The sequence below is a fragment of the Kitasatospora sp. NPDC023120 genome (assembly GCF_055560835.1).
The window spans coordinates 79,428-96,694 of the sequence record NZ_JBVHHY010000010.1 but is presented as its reverse complement, the minus strand read 5'-3'; the positions used below and the strand labels follow the sequence as shown (position 1 = coordinate 96,694).

The 17,267-nt window shown below is 74.2% G+C and carries 16 protein-coding genes; 11 read left to right on the top strand and 5 right to left on the bottom strand.

Features of this window, described 5'->3' with window-relative positions:
* Positions 1 to 176: 176 nt before the first annotated feature.
* The 3 genes from ACZ3TI_RS16635 to ACZ3TI_RS16625 all read left to right on the top strand — a co-directional run bounded on the left by ACZ3TI_RS16635 (position 177) and on the right by ACZ3TI_RS16625 (position 1,418).
* Positions 177 to 641, top strand: coding sequence for a hypothetical protein (locus ACZ3TI_RS16635; RefSeq protein ID WP_465726931.1), 465 nt, complete (start codon positions 177 to 179; stop codon positions 639 to 641).
* Between the two features lie 240 nt (positions 642 to 881).
* Positions 882 to 1,226 carry an ArsR/SmtB family transcription factor gene (locus ACZ3TI_RS16630; protein WP_465726930.1) on the top strand — a complete coding sequence of 115 codons (345 nt, stop codon included), beginning with the start codon at positions 882 to 884 and terminating at the stop codon, positions 1,224 to 1,226.
* 60 nt (positions 1,227 to 1,286) lie between these two features.
* Complete coding sequence (locus tag ACZ3TI_RS16625; protein WP_465726929.1) at positions 1,287 to 1,418, top strand: DUF6126 family protein; 132 nt, start codon at positions 1,287 to 1,289, stop codon at positions 1,416 to 1,418.
* Positions 1,419 to 1,472: 54 nt separating this feature from the next.
* Here ACZ3TI_RS16625 and ACZ3TI_RS16620 read toward each other — a convergent pair whose 3' ends face one another.
* Positions 1,473 to 3,929, bottom strand: coding sequence for a cytochrome P450 (locus ACZ3TI_RS16620; RefSeq protein ID WP_465726928.1), 2,457 nt, complete (start codon positions 3,927 to 3,929; stop codon positions 1,473 to 1,475).
* A 341-nt stretch (positions 3,930 to 4,270) separates the two neighbouring features.
* On the opposite strand from ACZ3TI_RS16620, the gene ACZ3TI_RS16615 reads away from it, so the two are divergent.
* From ACZ3TI_RS16615 to galE, 5 genes are all read left to right on the top strand, one after another.
* Positions 4,271 to 5,035, top strand: coding sequence for a sigma 54 modulation/S30EA ribosomal C-terminal domain-containing protein (locus ACZ3TI_RS16615; RefSeq protein WP_465726927.1), 765 nt, complete (start codon positions 4,271 to 4,273; stop codon positions 5,033 to 5,035).
* A gap of 166 nt (positions 5,036 to 5,201) precedes the next feature.
* A complete protein-coding gene (locus tag ACZ3TI_RS16610) occupies positions 5,202 to 5,639 on the top strand; it encodes a hypothetical protein (protein ID WP_465726926.1) in 438 nt (145 codons plus the stop codon).
* A 429-nt stretch (positions 5,640 to 6,068) separates the two neighbouring features.
* Positions 6,069 to 8,297: an RICIN domain-containing protein gene (locus tag ACZ3TI_RS16605; protein WP_465726925.1), complete on the top strand. Its 2,229-nt coding sequence runs from the start codon at positions 6,069 to 6,071 to the stop codon at positions 8,295 to 8,297.
* A 243-nt stretch (positions 8,298 to 8,540) separates the two neighbouring features.
* Positions 8,541 to 9,182, top strand: coding sequence for a hypothetical protein (locus ACZ3TI_RS16600; RefSeq protein WP_465726924.1), 642 nt, complete (start codon positions 8,541 to 8,543; stop codon positions 9,180 to 9,182).
* A 167-nt stretch (positions 9,183 to 9,349) separates the two neighbouring features.
* Positions 9,350 to 10,363 (top strand): UDP-glucose 4-epimerase GalE, encoded by a 1,014-nt coding sequence (galE, locus tag ACZ3TI_RS16595; RefSeq protein ID WP_465726923.1) that lies wholly within the window; start codon positions 9,350 to 9,352, stop codon positions 10,361 to 10,363.
* Between the two features lie 66 nt (positions 10,364 to 10,429).
* Here galE and ACZ3TI_RS16590 read toward each other — a convergent pair whose 3' ends face one another.
* Both ACZ3TI_RS16590 and ACZ3TI_RS16585 read right to left on the bottom strand, forming a co-directional pair.
* Positions 10,430 to 11,122 carry a transglycosylase SLT domain-containing protein gene (locus tag ACZ3TI_RS16590; RefSeq protein ID WP_465726922.1) on the bottom strand — a complete coding sequence of 231 codons (693 nt, stop codon included), beginning with the start codon at positions 11,120 to 11,122 and terminating at the stop codon, positions 10,430 to 10,432.
* Between the two features lie 73 nt (positions 11,123 to 11,195).
* Positions 11,196 to 11,402, bottom strand: coding sequence for an antitoxin (locus ACZ3TI_RS16585; RefSeq protein ID WP_465726921.1), 207 nt, complete (start codon positions 11,400 to 11,402; stop codon positions 11,196 to 11,198).
* A gap of 256 nt (positions 11,403 to 11,658) precedes the next feature.
* On the opposite strand from ACZ3TI_RS16585, the gene ACZ3TI_RS16580 reads away from it, so the two are divergent.
* Both ACZ3TI_RS16580 and ACZ3TI_RS16575 read left to right on the top strand, forming a co-directional pair.
* Complete coding sequence (locus ACZ3TI_RS16580) at positions 11,659 to 12,276, top strand: DUF6542 domain-containing protein (RefSeq protein ID WP_465726920.1); 618 nt, start codon at positions 11,659 to 11,661, stop codon at positions 12,274 to 12,276.
* The gene (locus ACZ3TI_RS16575; protein ID WP_465726919.1) at positions 12,269 to 13,942 is read left to right on the top strand and encodes an LCP family protein; all 1,674 of its coding nucleotides are present in this window, start codon (positions 12,269 to 12,271) and stop codon (positions 13,940 to 13,942) included. The genes ACZ3TI_RS16580 and ACZ3TI_RS16575 overlap by 8 nt, the downstream gene beginning before the upstream one ends.
* A 51-nt stretch (positions 13,943 to 13,993) precedes the next feature.
* On the opposite strand, the gene ACZ3TI_RS16570 is transcribed toward ACZ3TI_RS16575, so the two are convergent.
* Positions 13,994 to 14,803, bottom strand: a complete 810-nt coding sequence (locus ACZ3TI_RS16570) for a nucleotidyltransferase domain-containing protein (RefSeq protein ID WP_465726918.1) — start codon at positions 14,801 to 14,803, stop codon at positions 13,994 to 13,996.
* A 157-nt stretch (positions 14,804 to 14,960) separates the two neighbouring features.
* Here ACZ3TI_RS16570 and ACZ3TI_RS16565 point away from each other — a divergent pair, with 157 nt between their 5' ends.
* Positions 14,961 to 15,398: a DUF4259 domain-containing protein gene (locus tag ACZ3TI_RS16565; protein WP_465726917.1), complete on the top strand. Its 438-nt coding sequence runs from the start codon at positions 14,961 to 14,963 to the stop codon at positions 15,396 to 15,398.
* Between the two features lie 173 nt (positions 15,399 to 15,571).
* On the opposite strand, the gene ACZ3TI_RS16560 is transcribed toward ACZ3TI_RS16565, so the two are convergent.
* Entirely contained in the window at positions 15,572 to 16,927 is a 1,356-nt protein-coding gene (locus ACZ3TI_RS16560; protein WP_465726916.1) for a DUF6777 domain-containing protein, read from the bottom strand.
* Between the last annotated feature and the right edge of the window lie 340 nt (positions 16,928 to 17,267).

Sequence of the window (17,267 nt, the reverse complement as noted above, 5' to 3'; positions counted from 1 at the left end):
TCGTCCGAGGGTGATCACGCCATCTAAGGCCTGGTTTCGGTCGAGGCGGCACTTCCAAGGTAAAAGCGGCTTGGGGCATCGGAATCGCATGACAGAGTTTCTGTCGTGGGCCTATGAAATGTCATATGTGCCACGCCACCTGTCCCTGATCGCCTTCGCCTCCCAGGGAGGAACTCATGAACCGCATCGCCAGGATCACGGCCGGTGCCGTCGGCGCCGTCGCCGTGCTCGCGGCGCCCGTGCCGGCGTTCGCCTCGGCCTCGACGGCTGCCGCCGCCACCACCGTCACCACCTGCGGGTGGTCCGGCCTGCAGGCCGGGCTGTCCACCAAGGTCTGCGCCGATGTGACCGGCAACAGCGTCGTGCTCTACGGGCAGATCGGGCTGGCCGGCCCGCCGTCGCCGGGCACCCCGTGGCCGCCGGCGCCGCAGGAGCTGCTGACCCGGGTGTCGGCCGACGTGGTCGGCGGCAACGCGCTCGGCGCGGTGAGCGGCCGCACCGTGTTCCAGGTCAGCACCGTGCGGGTCGACGGGGTCACCGCGACCGTGCCGTGCGGTTCGACCGTGCACGCGTCCTTCTCGGTCGAGTCGATGTGGCGGGGACCGGCCCCGGTGACGGTCGATGTGTCGGTAGTCTGCTGACGGCTCGTCATTGTGACTGCCGGGCCCGGGAGTTGGCAGCAATCCCGGGCTCGGCGCAGGCATGCCCGGGCGGGGGTGCGCAGGTGAGGTGGGTCACTTGCGCGCGCCGGACCGGAGCCGCCGGACTGTGGCGACTTGAAGAAATCTTCATCTGTCCGCGATGATGCCTACCGGCCGCGGCACCGACCCCCGCCCGGCCGGGACGACCACCGAGCCGGATTCGAGGGAGGCGCGCGGACGATGCCGGTCCCGCTGTACCAGGCCAAGGCCGAGTTCTTCCGAACCCTGGGCCACCCCGTGCGGATACGGGTCCTGGAGCTGCTCCAGGACGGGCCCAGGCCGGTGCGCGAGCTGCTGGCGGAGATCGAGATCGAACCGTCCAACCTCTCCCAGCAGCTCGCGGTGCTGCGTCGGACCCAGCTGGTCACGGCCACCCGTGAGGGCAACACCGTGGTGTACGCGCTCAGCACCCCGGACGTCGCCGAGCTGTTGCGCGCGGCACGCCGCATCCTGACCGAGCTGATCACCGACCAGGGAGCGCTGCTCAGCGAGCTGCGCGCAACCGGCGGTCGACCGCTCCGCTGAGCCGCCCCCGGCCCGTCCGCCCCGGCCCGAGGCCGCCCGACCCGAGGAGAACCACCCACCATGAGCGACAGCACGAACGAGGAGAAGAAGCGCCGCAAGGCGATGCTGATCCGCGCGGGCATCTACATCTTCGCCACGCACCTGTTCGCCGGTTTCGTGCTGCTGCTGTTCGCGCTCGGCGGGCGGAAGTAGCGCACCCGGGGCGCCATGCGTTCACCGGTTCGTGCGTTCACCGGGGCCGTGCGTTCACCGGTGTCGGTGCCCGCTGTCGTCCGGCACCAGGTAGCGGTTGCTCGTGCTGGACCAGGTCTGCACGCCCGCGACCAGTTCCCGGGTGCCGTCCAGGTACCAGTGCCCCGTGGGGTGGCGGCGCCGCAGCTCGTGGCGCAGCTCCTCGCTCTCCTGCCGCAGCCGCGCCACCCGGTCCCGCACCGCGCGGACGGCCCGGCTGCGGGTGCAGCCGCGGGCCCGCTGCAGGGTGAGCACGGTGTTGAACGCGGCCGCGGTCTGCCGTTCCTCCCGTTCCAGTGAGTAGAGGTCGTTGATCAGCGTGGCGGCGTCGGCGGTGTTGGCGCGCAGCCGGTGCAGTGCGGGTTCCGCGTGCAGGGCGGCGGGGGCGTCGGCGCCGTGGACCCGTTCCAGTATGTTCATGAACGGGTAGAGGCAGCTGCCGTGCCGGCGCAGCCGCATGGTGTCGGCGAGGCCGAGACCGCGGGCGGGCACGGTGCCGCGGTCGCGGTGGTCGGCCTCGGCGGGGAAGGTGGCGAGGCACGCCCGCCACTCGCGGGCCGCCCGGGCGCGCCAGGCGGGGGACATCGGCGCGGTCTGGCGGTCCCACAGTTCCCGCCAGGAGGCGAGGAGTCGGCACTCGCGGGGTGGGTCGCTGCCGTCGAGGACGGCGATCAGCGGATCGACCAGGGCGTGCGCCTCGGCCGGGCGGCGTCCGGGGGTGCCGTCGAAGCGGTCGTCCAGGATGGTGAACCAGCCCAGCACGTCCACCAGCAGGTCGAGTTCGGCGCCCCGGGTGCGGGGGAAGGAGTGGCCGATCAGCTCGTGCAGGGCGTAGGCCCGGTAGCCGGGCAGCTCGGACGGGGTGAGCAGGCCGTGGTGGAGGACCCAGTCGGCGTGCCGGTCCGCGGCGGCGCGCAGTTCGCCGGGCGGGCGGGGCGGCAGGGCCGCCGCGGGGGTGCCGGTGAACGGACAGCCGCGTGGTACCCCCGGCTCGTCGAGCGACGTCGCCGCGGGCACCGCGCCGTTCCCGCGCGCAGCACGTTCGGCGCCTGCCGCCCGCTGTTCGCGCGGCGCCAGCCGGACGCGCAGCCCCTGCGCCTGGACGGTCGTCCAGACCACCTCCCGGGCGTGCGCCCCCGGTACGGCCTCCGGTCGCCAGCGGCGCAGGATCGCGGCGGCCGCGACCGTCAGCTCCGCCCAGGCGAAGGATTCCCCGATGCACTTGTGCTTGCCCGCCCCGAAGGGCAGGAAGGACGGTCGGCCGGCGCCGCCACCGTCCTGCCAGCGCTCGGGGCGGAAGTCGAGCGGCTCGGGGTAGCGCACCGGGTCGCGGTGCAGCGCGGTGAGGCTGTACAGCAGCTCGGTGCCGGCCGGGATCCGGTACGGGCCGAGCTCGACCGGGACCTGCGCGGTGCGCATCAGGAAGGCGTTGGGCGCGTGCAGCCGCACCACCTCCTGGGTGACGCTGCGGGTGTAGCGGAGCCTGGCCAGCGCTTCGGGGGTGGGGACGGTGCCGGCGGGCAGGTGCTCGTCCAGCTCGGCCAGGACGCGGGCCTCCACGTCGGGGTGGCGCAGCAGCTCGTCGAGCAGCCAGGTCAGCGTGGTGGAGACGGTCTCGGTGCCCGCGCCGAACATGGTGATCGCCTCGGACCGGACGTCGGCCTCGGTGTGCGGGCGGCCGGTGGCCGGGTCGGTCGTGGCGCGCAGCAGGGCGGGCAGGGTGCCGCGGCCCTCCTCGGAGCGCGCGTCCGCCGTCCGGCCGTTGACGGCCTGGTCGACGATCCGGTTGAGCGCCCGTACGGCGGCGTCGAAGCGCCGGTTGACGGGCAGCGGCAGCCGGGCGAGCGCCGGGTTCGGGTAGAGGGACTGGACGATCTGGCCCTTCACCAGGTCCGGCAGCGCCCGGTGGAAGGCGAGGGTGGCGTCCTCGCTGAGCCGGGCGTCGAACAGTGAGCGGGTGACGATCTCCAGTGCGAGGTGGTTCATCTCCTTGGCGACGTCGAGGACCTGGCCGGGGCGCCAGCGTCCGGCCCGCTCCTCGGTGACCTGGTGCATGACGGCCAGGTACTCGCCCATCCGGTCCGGGCCGAAGACGGGCTGGATGATCCGGCGGCGGTCGCGATGGGCCTGGCCCTCGGACATCAGCAGGCCGTCGCCGAAGGCCGTCTTGAGGGTGTCCTGGACGGCGCCGCGCGGACAGTCGTAGGCGAGCGCGACGAGCAGGGTGTGGGCCAGCCGGGCGTCGGTGACCACGCAGACGGTGCGCGGCCCGAGCCGGATGCGGACCACGCCGCCGTATCGGGCGAGGGAGCCGAGGAAGCCGAGCGGGTCGCGCAGCAGGGCGGCGGCGTGGCCGAGGCCGGGGAGCGCTCCGGGGGCGAGCGGGGGGACGGCGGAACGGGCCAGGGGGGAGGGGCGCGGCGCGGTTCTCGGGGGGACGATCCGTTTCCGGGTCTCGACTAGCAGGGTCATGACATTACCTCTCACAGAGGGGCCGGTGCGGGCGGTGCCGGGAGGCACCGGCGGGTCGGCCGCGGTGTGGGGGACCGGCTGGTGCGGGCCCCGCGCGCATCCCCCGCGGGAGGGCGTACGTCATAGCAAACGCGCCGGTCCCACGGGCGTTGCGCCGAACGCGCGCGGATCACTCCAACGGCCGATCTCCCCGGCCTTCCGCGCTCGCTCGCGGAGCCGGGTTGACCTGCGCGGATGCCGTGGGTCGGAACGTTCGCGGAAGGGCCGGGGCGGAGGGTCTTTGGACCCTCGCCGTACGGCCGGGCGAGGGCCAGCATGGGGGCAGGAGAAGGAGGGGCCTGATGACCCGTTTGCGCCACCGGCCGGCGCTCGACGTCCGGGTGGAGATCCGCGGCGAGCTGCCGCGCGAGGACGCCGAGTATGCCAGGGCCCGTGCGCTGGACACCGTCACGAACCTCGGCCCGGGCGCCCGCGCGCTGCGGCTGCGGCTCACCCGCACCCGCGACCGGTCGGTCAGCCGGCCCGCTCTCGCCCAGGCGCAGGTCGAGCTGGACGGCGCCGGGCCGGTGCGGGTGCAGCTGGCCACCGGGACCGCGCGGGAGTCCGTCGACCTGGTGCTGGGGACGCTCGCGGGCCGGGCCGTCCGGCTGCGCGAACAGGGCGACATCGGCTTCGCCGTCAGCTACGAGAGCGCCTACCGCCCGCAGTACGTCGACCGCCCGCTCGCGCAGCGGCGGATCGCCCGGCACAAGGCGGTGGTGCTCGCCCGCCGCACCACCGGTCAGGCCGTGCGCGAACTGCTCGCGCTGGACCGGCGGTTCCACCTCTTCGCGGACGCCGCGACCGGGCGGGACAGCCTGGTGCACCGCTGCCCGCTGAGCGGTGCCGTGGAGCCGTGCGCCGCGGGCAGCGACGCCGTACCGCCGCTGGACCTCGCCGAGGCGGCCCGCCGGCTCTGGCTCACCGGGCGCCCCTTCCTCGGCCACACCGACCCCGGCGACGGCCGGATCCGGGTGCTCTACCGCCGCCATGACGGCCATTACGGCTTGATCGAACCGGTGTCGGGCGCCCGGATCGGGGCAGGAATCCTGTCGGCACGGGACTGAACACGGCGACGACATGACTGCACACGGACACTCCGTCACTCCGGTACTCCGCGCATCCCGGTACCCCGGTACCCCGGTACCCCGGTACCCCGGTACCTCGGTGCTCGTTGTTCCAGTACTCCACGAATCCAGTACTCCACGAACTCCACGACAGGGGGCCGGGACCATGGACTGCGACGAGGTCATGCTGACCGTCCGGATCACCGCGGCCGAGCGGGCGCTGCTGCGCGAGCTCGCGCGCGGGCACGGCGGCGACGTGTCCGAGGTGGCGGTGGACGGCCTGTTGGAGGTGATCCCCGCGCTGCACGACGACGCCTCCGTCCTGCCGCTGCTGCGCGTGCTGGCCCGGCCGGCGCCGTTCGCCCTCACGCTGTGGCTGCCCGCCCCGGTCGCGGACCTGCTGCCGCTGCTCGGCGAGCGGCTCGCCCGCACCGGCGGACCGGCGGCCGGGCCGGCCAGTGCCGCGCTCTCCGCAGCCCTGCGGCTCTGGCTCGCCGGGGACCGCGTCGCCCTGGCGGGCGCGCTGACCCGGCTGCACGGCGGCTGCGGCGTCGTCGCGGTGGCGCCGCGGTTCGGCGCCGGGCCGGCGACGGCTGCGGCCTGACCCACCCCTGCCTGACGATCCGTCATATGCCGCCATGTGCTGGCATGTCCGGGGCGGAAAGTCGCCTGGTCAGGGCTCTGGTCAGCGTCCTTCGACAGGTCTAGCATTCCGTCACGGCCGACGGAGCCACAGGCCCCGGGGCTCCGGCCGGGTGGCCGCCACCACCCCTTGCCGGGGAGCGCACACCCCCCGAGTGCGCTCCCCGGCTCTTTCATGCCCCGAGCCCGAGCCGCCGGACCCGGGCCGGTGCCGCGGGGCCCAGCCGGTGGGGCCCCAGTGCCCGGTTGTGACTCCCCGTTCGAACGGGTCGAAGAATCTCGCAAGATGTTTCTGTTATTCCCGGCCGTCCCATCCGCTCTCCCTTGTGTCGGAAGGCCCGAGCCCCCTTTCACCACAGGGCGCGGGCTGTCGCACGAGGAAAGGAACGCGATGGGACACCGGAGCAGCGAGCTTCGTCGGCGCAAGCGCCGCAGGCTCACCCGCAGGAGCGCCCTGGTCGCCGCAGCACTGGCGGCCGGGCTGGTGGCGGGGACGCTCGGCATCCGCACCGCGCTGGAGCCGGCGGGCGTGCACGGCGCCGTCACGGCCGCGGCGGACGCGGCCGACAACTCGGGGTCGCAGGCCGGGCTGGTCGGCGACGACGGCGGGCCGGGGGAGACCGGTACCGCCGAGGGGGCCACCCAGGCGCCCGCCCCGAAGCGGGACGAGAAGGCCGCGCCGCTCAAGGCGATACCCAAGGACCAGCCCGAACGCGGCCTGGTCTACGCGGGATTGAGCCTGCCCGGCAGCGACCGCTGCGGCGGCACGCTGGAGGTCACCGGCAGCACCCAGTGCAGCCACGGCCCGGACGTGCCGCCCAAGGGCGTGGACATCCACCAGGACGTCGCGCCGGTCGCGGCGGCCGCCCAGGCGCCCGCGCTCACCCCCGCGGCCAGCGCCCAGCCGCCCGCCGCCGCCGACCTGCTGAAGGGCGGGGCGCCCGTTCTGGACGCCACGCAGAAGACGCTGCTCGGCGGCTCCGGCAGCGCCGCCGCGGAGCCCGCCCCCGCCGCGGCCGCCGCGCCCGCCGGGTCGAAGCTGGTCTGCGAGGGCGACGGCAGCAGCGGCAACCGCATCCAGGTGGTGTACGTGCACACCCCGGGCAACGACCGCTTCGCCCAGTACCTGCCCTCGTTCAAGAAGTGGGCCGGCGACGTCGACGTCATCTACAACGCCAGCGCCGCCGAGACCGGCGGCGAGCGGCACGTCCGCTTCGTCACCGAATCCGACTGCACCGCCTCGGTGCTGAACGTGCAGATCTCCGACTCCGAGATCCAGGACTTCAACGCGAGCAACCGGGCCCTCGCCGCGCAGGGGTTCAACCGCAAGGACCGCAAGTACATGATGTTCACCGACGCCAAGGTGTACTGCGGGATCGGCACCTTCGCCGGCGACGAGCGCCCCGGCCAGGACAACCTGAGCAACTTCGGCCCCTCGTACGGCCGGACCGACTCCGGCTGTTGGAGCGGCAGCACCGCAGCGCACGAACTCGGGCACAACCTCGGTGCGGTGAACAACAGCGCGCCGAACTCCAGCAAGGCCGGGCACTGCGTCGACGAGTGGGACGTCATGTGCTACTCGGACGCCCCCTACTACCCGCAGATGCGGACCGTCTGCCCGGACCGCGCCCATGACGACCGGCTCGACTGCAACCACGACGACTACTACAACACCGCTCCGTCGCCCGGGAGTTACCTCACCACGCACTGGAACGTCGCGAACAACCGCTTCCTCATCGCCGGCGGTGGCACCGGCCCGAACCCGACGCCTACCCCGACTGCGACCGGCACGCCGACCCGCACGCCCTCGCCGACCCCGACGCCCACCGGCAGCACCACCCCCTCGCCGACCGGCTCCCCGTCGCCGACCGCGACCCCGACTCCGACCGGGACTCCGACCGGCTCCCCGTCGCCGACCCCGACGTCGGGCAACACCGGCCCGGCGATGACCGTCAGCCAGGTCACCCAGACCTCCGCCATGCTGAGCTGGAACGCCGCCCCCGCCGCGGCCGGCTACGACGTCCTGCTGAACGGCCAGACGATCGGCACCGTCCACTCGACCGTGGTCGGCCTGGTCCGCCTCGCCCCCGGCACCTCGTACACCGTGGCCGTCGCCGTCCGCGACGCCGCCGGTGCCGTCGGCAAGCCCGGTCGCGCCGTCACCTTCCGTACGGTCGCCGATGCCGGACGCCCGCAGCCGGGTGCGAACTACACCCTGGTCAACGGTCTCACCGGCCAGGCCGCCGACCTCTGGGGCAGCTCGATGAACGACGGCACCGTGGCGATCGCCTACCAGCGCACCGGTTACGCCAACCAGAAGTGGCAGTTCGAGGACGCCGGGAACGGCGCGGTGCGGATCAAGTCCGCGCGGTCCGGCAAGTGCCTGCAGCTCGGCGGCGCCCCGGTCGCCGGTCAGTACGTCGCTCAGCAGCCGTGCTCCGACGCGGCCGCGCAGAAGTGGCAACTCGCCGCCGGTGAGGGCGGATTCTCCATCAAGGCGGATGGCGGCTCGCTGGTGCTGGGGCTCAGCGACCGCTGGTACTACGGTGGTTGGCTGCTGGAGCTGCAGCAGGCGAACGACCGGCCGTACCAGAACTGGTCGCTGCTGAAGACCTCGTGATGCCGGTACGTCCACGAGCCTGCAAGCCCGCAGGTCCGTAAGTCGACTCGCCCGCAGAGCGGTTCAACCGCAAGGCGATTCGACCGCAAGGCGGTTCGACCGCAAGGCGGTTCGACCGCAAGCGATTCGACCGCAAGCCGTTTCGGCCCTACGCCGGGCGCGGCCGCCCTCCACCCGAGGCGGCCGCGCCCGGCTCCCCGCTTCCCGCGCCCGTCCCCCACACCGCCACGAGGAATGCCCGTCATGCGAACCCGCCCGCTCCTCGCCGCCTGCGCCCTCGCCGCCGCGGCCGTCCTGCCCGCAGCCGCACCCGCCGCCGCCCACGGGGACACCGTCCACCTCGACGTCACCGGGCAGCAGAACGGCCACGTCAGCACCGTCGCCACCTGGGAGAACGACCACGACCCGGTCACCGAGGAATTCGCCGGCACGCTCTCGGCCACCGCCGCGGACGGCCGCGCGGTCGGCCCCTGGCGCCTGGTCGCCGTCCCGGGCCGCCCGGGGACGTACACCACCCGGGAGATCCTGCCCGCCGGGCACTGGCAGGTGACGGTGGACTGCGCCTTCCCCTCGCTCGGCCACGCCCAGCGCGAGCTCGACGTGGCGGACGCCGTGATCAACGACCCGGTGCCCGCGGGCACGGCGGCCGCGTCGCCGTCGACCGGGACCACCGCCGCGCCCGTCCCGGTGCCCACGCTCGGGCCGGTGGCCGAGCCCGCTCCCGCTCCCGTTGCCACCCCCACCTCCACGCGGGCCGCCGCTGTCGCGTCCGCCCGTGAGAGCACCTCCGACTCCACCACCTGGGCCGCCATCGGCACCGCGGCCGCGGCCGTCCTCCTGACCGGCACCGGCCTCTGGCTCCGCCGACGCCGCCGGGCGGCCTGAGCCGTCGGACCACCCCGCCCGAGGGGCGCCGAAGGAGCACCGGGGGGCCGCCGGAGGACCGGGGGGCCGCCGGAGGACCGCCGGGGAACCACCCGGACACGAACCGACGTCCTTTCCGGTCATCGGGCGCCACCGGGCGTCCGGCCGATCGCAGGGAGCGTCCGCGCATGAAGAAGGTCCTGATCACCGGCGGCGCGGGGTTCATCGGCAGCACGGTGGCGTCCGCCCTGCTCGACCGGGGGATCACCCCGGTCGTACTGGACGACCTCTCCAAGGGCCGGGCCGAGTTCGTCGAGGACCGGATCTTCTACCGGGGCGATGTCGCCGACGCCGATCTGCTCGACCGGATCTTCGCCGAGCACCCGGACATCGACGCCACCGTGCACTGCGCCGCGAAGATCGTCGTACCGGAGTCGGTGGCCAAGCCGCTGTACTACTACCGGGAGAACGTCGCCAAGACCATCGACCTGCTGGAGTCCCTGCAGCGCCAGGGCTGCACCCGCGTCGTCTTCAGCAGCTCCGCCTCCATCTACGCGCCCACGCCGGACGCCCGGGTGGACGAGAGCTGCCCGGTCGACGCCAACAGCCCGTACGCGCGCACCAAGCAGATGATGGAGCAGGTGCTCCAGGACTGGACCCGCGGCGAGGGGGCCGAGCGGCAGCGGGTCATCGCCCTGCGCTACTTCAACCCGATCGGCGCCGACCCGCAGCTGCGCACCGGTCTGCAGGACCTCAACCCCACCCACGCCCTCGGCAAGCTGATCGAGGCGCACGGCACTGGCGCGCCGTTCACCGTGACCGGCGTCGACTGGGCGACCCGCGACGGCTCCGGCATCCGCGACTACGTCCACGTCCAGGACCTCGCCGAGGCGCACGTCGCGGCGCTGCTGCGGTTCGACCGGGTGGTCGCCCCGGACGCGGCGGACCGCTACCGGGTGATCAACGTCGGGACGGGGGACGGCACCACCGTCCGCGAGCTGGTCACCGCCTTCGAGCAGGCCGTCGGCGCCGAGCTCGACGTCCGGGAGGCGGGCCCGCGCCCCGGCGACGTGATCGGCTGCTACGCCGCCGTCGACACCGCCCGGGAGCTGCTCGGCTGGCAGCCGCAGCGCGGCATCGCCGAGGGCGTCGCCGACGCGCTGGCCTGGCGCGCCAAGTGGTCGGCCCGCCTCGGCGTCTGACGCGCGACGGCCCCGGCCCGTCGCGGGACCAACCCCGCCGGGCGACCGGTGGCTCCGCGACGGGTACTACGTCACGGCCTCGCCGGACTTCGTCCAGTTGTCGCGCAGCCGGTCCAGGTAGGACTGCGCCTGGGAGCCGATCTTGACGCCCCGGGCGAAGGCCAGCATGTTGCCGGCGCCCGCGTTGTAGCCGAGGGCCACGAGCTCGTCGCGGCTCAGCGGCACGCCCACCCGCGCCGGGAGCTGCTCGGCGAGGTCGTGCAGGTGCCAGGCGGCGGCCTGGACGGCGAGGTTGCGGTCGTCCGGGAGCTCCTCCCACTGGCGGGAGGCGAAGGGGCGGCCCGGCTTGGTGTCGTCGAACGCGGCCCGGTGCATGTTGGCGATGCCGAAGGAGGCGTCCGGTTTGCTGCGCTGCCACGCCCGTTCGAGCTCGGGGTCGTGCGGCTTGTACGACTCGTTGTAGAGGATCGCCATCAGTAGCTGCGGGTTGACCCCGGCCTCGGCGGCGTACTGGCGGACCGGCGCGGCGTAGTCGGCGGGGTCGTACCGGCCCGAGGGCTTCGACGGCGCGGTCGAGGCGCCGGCCGACGGAGCACCCGGGCCGCCGGACGCCGGGGCCGGCGCCGCGACGGACGGCGCGGGGTCGGCGGTGGTCGCGCCGTCGTGGCCGTTGCCGCGGACGAGGCCCAGTCCGATCACGACCGCGATGCCGATCACCAGCCAGCTCCCCTTGCCCAGCCCCTTCTTTCCCTCGCTCACCGCTGCCGGTCCCTCCCCGTTCCGCCCGTGTGTCCGTTCGATCACCGTACGGGCGATCGTGCCTGGCGGCAGGTCACTCGGCGGGCTTCCGGTCGCCGTCGAGGTTGCGCAGGACGTCCTTCGCCTTCTCGACGCCGGTGTCGATCTGCCCGCTGTCCTTGCCGTCCGTGCGGTCGTCGATCGCGTCGCCGACCTTCTCCAGGCCCTGCCCGATCACGTCACCGTGCTCGCGGGCGAGGTCGGTGGCCTTGTCCGCAAGGTTCTTCAGGTTCTCAGACATGGTGACGCTCTGCTCCTCTGATGCGTTCCTGATGGTGTGCCGACGTGGCGGGGATCATGTCCATCCTCACGACGGCCCGCCGACGGTTCGCCTGCTGCCGATCGGCGGCGGGTGACTTTGCTGAAATGGGTTGTATGCTCCAGCCCTACTTCTACAGAGCTGTAGAGGAAGGGGCTGCCGCCGGGACCGGGGGCGTCCCGGCATCCGCAGCGGTGCGAACGCGCCGTCGCAGCCGCAACGATCGAGGGAAGTGCGCATGGCCGGCCAGCGGGCGAGAACGCCGTACCAGGACGCGGGACCGCGCACCGAGGACCGCGCCTTCCCCGCCCAGCGCTCCCGCGCGGCCGAGGGCGCGGGAACGGCGTCGGGCGCCGGAGGCACCGGCGCGGAGCGGCCGGCCCGCGCGCCCCGGTCGGGCGTCGCGCGCCGTCGGCAGCAGGTGCGCCGGCGCGGCGGCCCGGTGGTCGTGTTCTCGGCGGTCGGGCTGCCGGTGCTGGGCGGAGTCGCGGACGAGCTCGGCGGGCCCGGCGTCGGCATCCTGTTCGCGGTGGGCTCGGTGCTCGGGACGGCCGCCGCGGCGGCGGTGTGCAGCCGGCCGGGCCGCTGGTGGGTGGTGACGGCGGCTCCGGTCGTGGTGCTGCTCGCCGCCTCGGGCCTGGAGTACGCGGCGCACCCCGACAGGTACCGGGGCGGGAACCTCGGCACCGGCGCGCTGCGCTGGGTGGTCGAGGCGTTCCCGGTGATGGCCGCCGCGGTGGGGGTGGCGCTGCTGGTGGTGGTCGGCCGGGCGGCGGCCGACCGCCGCCGGGCCGGGCTCGAGCACCGACCGCCCGAGGGCGCGTGCGCCCCGACGGGAAGGAGCCGCCGTGGCTGAGCGCAACCGGAGCCGCGGCAGCGCCGGCGGCGGAGGCCGTTCCGGCGGGCGTCCGGTCGGCCGCACCGGCGGCCCACGCGGGCGCGCCCCGCGCCGCGGCGCCGCCCCGCTGACCGTCGCCGGGCGCACCCTGGCCTGCACCGTGTCCGTCGCGGTGCTCGGCGCCAGCGGCTTCACCTGGTACGAGTACCGCAGCCTGGACGACGGCATGATCAAGTCCACCGCGCTGAGCGAGGCCAAGAAGAACGCCCCGCCGCACCTCGACAAGTCCGTCAACCTGCTGCTGATCGGCCTCGACAGCCGCAAGGACATGGACGGCAACGACCTGCCCAAGCAGTTCGTGGAGGACGAACTGCACGCCGGCTCCAGCGAGATCGGCGGCTACAACACCAACGCCCTGATCGTGCTGCACATCCCGGCGAACGGCGGCAAGGTGACCGCGCTGTCCGTCCCGCGCGACGACTACGTGCAGACCGTCGGTGCCGACGGGAAGATGCACAAGGTCAAGGAGGCGTACGGGATCGCCAAGCAGGCCGCCGAGCAGAAGCTCTCCGGCAAGGGGCTCTCCAAGGCGGAGCTGGAGCGGCAGAGCCGGGAGGCCGGCCGCTCGGCCACCATCCAGACCGTGCAGAGCTTCCTGGACGTCCCGATCGACCACTTCGCGGAGGTGAACCTGATCGGCTTCTACGACATCGCCAAGGCGGTCGAGCCGATCCAGGTCTGCCTCAACCACCCGGTGGACGATCCGATCACCGCCCGGACCGCCACCCACGAGGGCGGCGGCACCGGCCTCAAGCTCCCGGCCGGGATCAGCTCCCTCGACGCCGCCCAGGCGCTCTCCTTCGTCCGCCAGCGCCACCACCTCACCAACGGCGACCTCGACCGCACCCACCGGCAGCAGGCGTTCATCTCCTCGGTCGAGTACAAGCTCAAACAGCAGGGGATCCTGAACGACTTCGGGCAGATGCAGAAGCTGTTCGGAGTGGTGAAGAAGGACGTCGTGATCGACAACGAGTGGAACATCCTCGACTTCGCCCAGCAGGCGCCCAACCTGACGGGCGGCAACGTGGAGTTCAACACCCTGCCGATCTCGGGGTTCAAGACGGTCGGCGGGCAGGAGGTCAACACCGTCAACCCGGACCTGATCAAGAAGATCGTCCGACAGCTGTTCAACCACGAGCAGGCTCCGGCCGCTCCGGCCCCGGCTCCGGGGGACGCGCCAGGCGATCCTGCGGCTTCCCCCGGCACCGCCTCCACCTCTGCCACGGCCTCGCCGGGCGGGTCGGCGAAGGCGGTGGTCGACATCAACGCGGCGGCCGGGGCCGGCGCCGCCTCCGCCGAGTCCAGGGCGCTGGCCGAACTCGGCTACCAGGCGGGCCGGATCGGCGACGCCCCGGCCAGGACCCGGGCGACCACCGTGGCCTACGGCACCGGTGCGAAGGCCGACGCCCAGCAGCTCGCCGGCCGCTACGGCGTCACGGCAGCCCCCTCCAACACCGTTCCGCCGGGCCACATCCTGCTCACCCTCGCCGCTGCCCGCACCCCGACCCCCGCCGCGGCTCCCCCGGGCGCCGCGGCGTCGGGCGACCCGTCCGCCGACCCGGCGGCCGGCCTGCCGATGCAGGGGCCCGCAGTGAAGGCGGGCGGGATCCCCTGCGTGGACTGAGGGGTGCCCGGGCGGCAGGGACGCGGGGGCGCGGGTGCCTGGGGTGCGGTGTCACGGGCGCGGGGCCTTCTCGCCGTGGGCGGCGGTGTACTCCGCGGCGAGCCAGGGGCCCAGGTCGTCGATGAGCATGGTGAGGACGGCCCGGTCCGCGCCCGGGGTACGGGCGGTGGCGGCGGCGAGGCGCATCCCCGCGGCACGCTCGGGGTAGTGGGCGGCGAAGGCCTCGGCCGAGGCGGCGAGATCGCTGGTCCAACCGCCCCAGCGGGGCATCACCAGGGTGAAGCCGGTGCGGACGATGCGGCGGGTGACCGCCCGGCTGAGGGTGCGGAGCTCGGCGTCCGTGGTGGCGGCGGCCAGGCGGACGCGCCAGCCCGGGAGGGCGAGGGCCAGATCGCCGTTGGTCTCCCGGGCGAGCAGGGAGGTGGGGCGGTAGCGGGGCAGGCGGGTGGCGAGGTCGGCGCCGAGCAGCGGGGTGCAGAGGCAGGCCACGAACCAGCCCAGGTCGTGGCGTTCGAGCTCGCTGAGCAGGGTGCCGGTGTCGAAGAGCAGCACGCCGACCCCATCGACCTGGGCGAACTCGGCGTCGAGCGCGGCCTCCAGAGCGTCGGCGTCCGCGCGGTCCGCGGGCGTGGGCCGGCGGTGCAGGGCGAGCAGCAGGTCGAGGTCGGAGACGCCGGGGGTCGCGGTGCCGCGCGGGATGCTGCCGTAGAGGTAGGCGCTGTGCAGCCGGTCGGGGCCGAAGGCACCGGCGATCCGCTCGCGGGCGGCATCGACCACCGACGAGAACTCCGCCGGCACGCGGGCGAGCGAGCCCTCGCGCGCGATGAATCCGTCGGCGTCCAGTCCCCGGGTGGTGGTCATGGGGGCACTCTGCCGCACTGACACTCCGCTGACCAGCGAATATCCCGCCAGCGGTCGGTTGTCGGCGTCGATTGTCAGTGGGGCGTGCAAGTATCCGTCGCACACGAACACGAGGGATCGGCCACGAGGGATCGGCGCGGGGCGTGAGGGGATCGGCATGGGCACCTGGGACATCGGGCACTTCGACAACGACACCGCGGCGGACTTCGCCGGCGGGCTCGACGACGCGGAGGCGGGCGAGCGCGAGGCGATCCTCCGGACGGCGCTGCTGAGTGCCGCCCGGGCGGGGGAGTACCTGGACGACAGCGAGGGCGTCGAAGCGGTCGCTGCCGCCGCCCTGGTGGCGGCGCAGTGCCCGGGCGGCGCGGCCGTGGCGAGCGCCTACGGTCCCAAGGAGGCGATACCGGCGCTGCCGGTGGAGCTGCGGGCGCTCGCGGTGGAGGCGCTCGACCGGGTGGTGGCGGAGGAGTCGGAGGTGGCGGAGCTGTGGGACGAGACCGGCGAGGGTCCGGCGTGGCGGCGGGGCGTCCGGGTGCTGCGGGACATCCTGGAGCCGGTTCCGCCGTCGGTCGACGTGCCGATGTTCGAACTCTGAGCGGCGGTCAGCGGCGGCTGGCCGCCCACCGGGCGAGGCGCGTGGCGCGGCTGGTGGCGGCTCCGAGGGGGCAGACGTGCCCCTGGGGCGCGTCCCGGGGGCACCGGAGACGCGCCGCTGCCACCGGCCGGGAGTCGGGCGGCGGCAGCGGGGTGAGGTGAGGCTGCGCCGGGTCAGCTGGGCGCGGTGGTCGGGCAGGGGGGCAGGGTCGACGGCGAGGTGGTCGCGCAGGTCGCGGTCGGCGTCTTCGGGCTGATGGTGGTGCTCGGGGCCGACGAGACGCTCACCGTCGGCTTGGTGGTGGTCGAGCTCGCGCTCGTCGTCGTGCCGGTCGCGGTCGAGGCGCTCGTCGTCGTCTTCGTCTCGGACGGGGTGCCCGAGGAGGTGGAGGAGGTCGCCGAGGATGACGACGGACCGCCCGAGGAGGTGGTCGAGCCGGAGGTCGTGGATCCGGAGGTCGTGGATCCGGAGGTGGTGGAGCCCGAGGTGGTCGAGCCGGAGGTGGTCGAGCCGGAGGTGGTGGATCCCGAGGTGGTCGAGCCCGAGGTCGTGGACCCGGACGTGGTGGACCCCGACGTCGGCTTCCCCGAGGTCGTCGTCTTGCCCGATGGTGTGGACGGCTTCCACGGCTCGGCCGGCGGGATGCCCGGCACCAGCGGGCCCTTCGGCGGCTCGACGTGCTTGTCCACGATCTCGATCCGCCCGGTCAGCCGGGCGAACCAGCCGCCGGTCTCGAAGTTCACCAGGATGATCTCGGTCACCGGCTGCGGCGCCGGCACCACGACGATCAGCGAGGTCGGCTGGAAGCCTGCCCAGGCCTTCCCGGTGTACTTGGCGTTGCTCACCAGCTTCGGCGGCCGCAGCGGGTTGCCGCAGGCGCAGCGCACCCGGGGCACGCCCTGGGCGTCCACCAGGACGGCGGTACCCGCCTGGAGCCCGGACTGGTACTCGACCACGGCGCCGCTCTTGTAGCTGTGGTTGGTCACCCGGGTGTCCACGCGCAGGTACGCCGGCGTCAGCGAGCGCAGGTAGCCGGGGATGTCGGCCTGCCCGATGCCGGCCGCGGAGGCCCAGGCGCGCCCGGTGTCCCCGGTCGAGACCATGCCGATCAGGCGCTCGGTGTCGCAGCTGGACTTGCCCATGTTCCCGCCGTACAGCCCGGCGGAGCTGCCCTCGACGCTGTGCAGCGCGGCCGGCGAGCTGACCTTGGACGTGGCGCCGCCGGGCTGCTGCTGCGCCGGTGAGGTGACGGGGGCGGGGGCACTGACCCCCTGGGTCTCCACCGACTGGGTGAACGGCGCGGGCCCGGGGTCGGCCGGCGTCTGCAGTGCGACCTCGTTCGCGGCCGGGATGGCCTCGTTGTGGCTGCTCTGGTTGTTCACGATCAGCACGGTGGCCACCACGGCCACCACCAGGGTGCCCGCCGCCAGTGCCAGCCCCTTGCCGGAGCGCCACCATGGCTTGCGCGGCCTGCCACCGGTACTTCCGGTGGGCGGGCCGCCGGGCGGGCCCGAGGGCGGTGGGGGCACGGACGGCGGTCCGGCCGAGCCCCCACCGGACGGCGGACCGGCCAGCGGGCCGGACGGGGGACCGGACGGAGGGCCGTACGGGGGCTCGCTCGGCGGGCCGGACGGAGGCGGTTGGGAGGTCATCGAGGCTCCGTTTCGCAGGCGGCCGGCGATCACGGCCGGCACAGGAAGCTCCTGCCATTGGCTTCCATTTCTCCCCCGGCGCCCCGCTCGCCGCAACAGCAGGTACCCCGACCGTCGCCGAGCGTGCGCCCCGACCGTCGGCCACCCTGGAACCCGGCGGCCGGTCGGCGAGCCGGCAGGCCGGCAGTGCGCCACCGGCCGAGTGACCGGGTGGCCG

Coding starts and splice junctions, on each gene's coding strand:
- ACZ3TI_RS16585 (WP_465726921.1), bottom strand. CDS start 11,402: ATGTCTGAGAACCTGAAGAACCTTGCGGACAAGGCCACCGACCTCGCC.
- ACZ3TI_RS16635 (WP_465726931.1), top strand. CDS start 177: ATGAACCGCATCGCCAGGATCACGGCCGGTGCCGTCGGCGCCGTCGCC.
- ACZ3TI_RS16625 (WP_465726929.1), top strand. CDS start 1,287: ATGAGCGACAGCACGAACGAGGAGAAGAAGCGCCGCAAGGCGATGCTG.
- ACZ3TI_RS16600 (WP_465726924.1), top strand. CDS start 8,541: ATGCGAACCCGCCCGCTCCTCGCCGCCTGCGCCCTCGCCGCCGCGGCC.
- ACZ3TI_RS16610 (WP_465726926.1), top strand. CDS start 5,202: ATGGACTGCGACGAGGTCATGCTGACCGTCCGGATCACCGCGGCCGAG.
- ACZ3TI_RS16580 (WP_465726920.1), top strand. CDS start 11,659: ATGGCCGGCCAGCGGGCGAGAACGCCGTACCAGGACGCGGGACCGCGC.
- ACZ3TI_RS16620 (WP_465726928.1), bottom strand. CDS start 3,929: ATGACCCTGCTAGTCGAGACCCGGAAACGGATCGTCCCCCCGAGAACC.
- galE (WP_465726923.1), top strand. CDS start 9,350: ATGAAGAAGGTCCTGATCACCGGCGGCGCGGGGTTCATCGGCAGCACG.
- ACZ3TI_RS16630 (WP_465726930.1), top strand. CDS start 882: ATGCCGGTCCCGCTGTACCAGGCCAAGGCCGAGTTCTTCCGAACCCTG.
- ACZ3TI_RS16565 (WP_465726917.1), top strand. CDS start 14,961: ATGGGCACCTGGGACATCGGGCACTTCGACAACGACACCGCGGCGGAC.
- ACZ3TI_RS16605 (WP_465726925.1), top strand. CDS start 6,069: ATGGGACACCGGAGCAGCGAGCTTCGTCGGCGCAAGCGCCGCAGGCTC.
- ACZ3TI_RS16615 (WP_465726927.1), top strand. CDS start 4,271: ATGACCCGTTTGCGCCACCGGCCGGCGCTCGACGTCCGGGTGGAGATC.
- ACZ3TI_RS16570 (WP_465726918.1), bottom strand. CDS start 14,803: ATGACCACCACCCGGGGACTGGACGCCGACGGATTCATCGCGCGCGAG.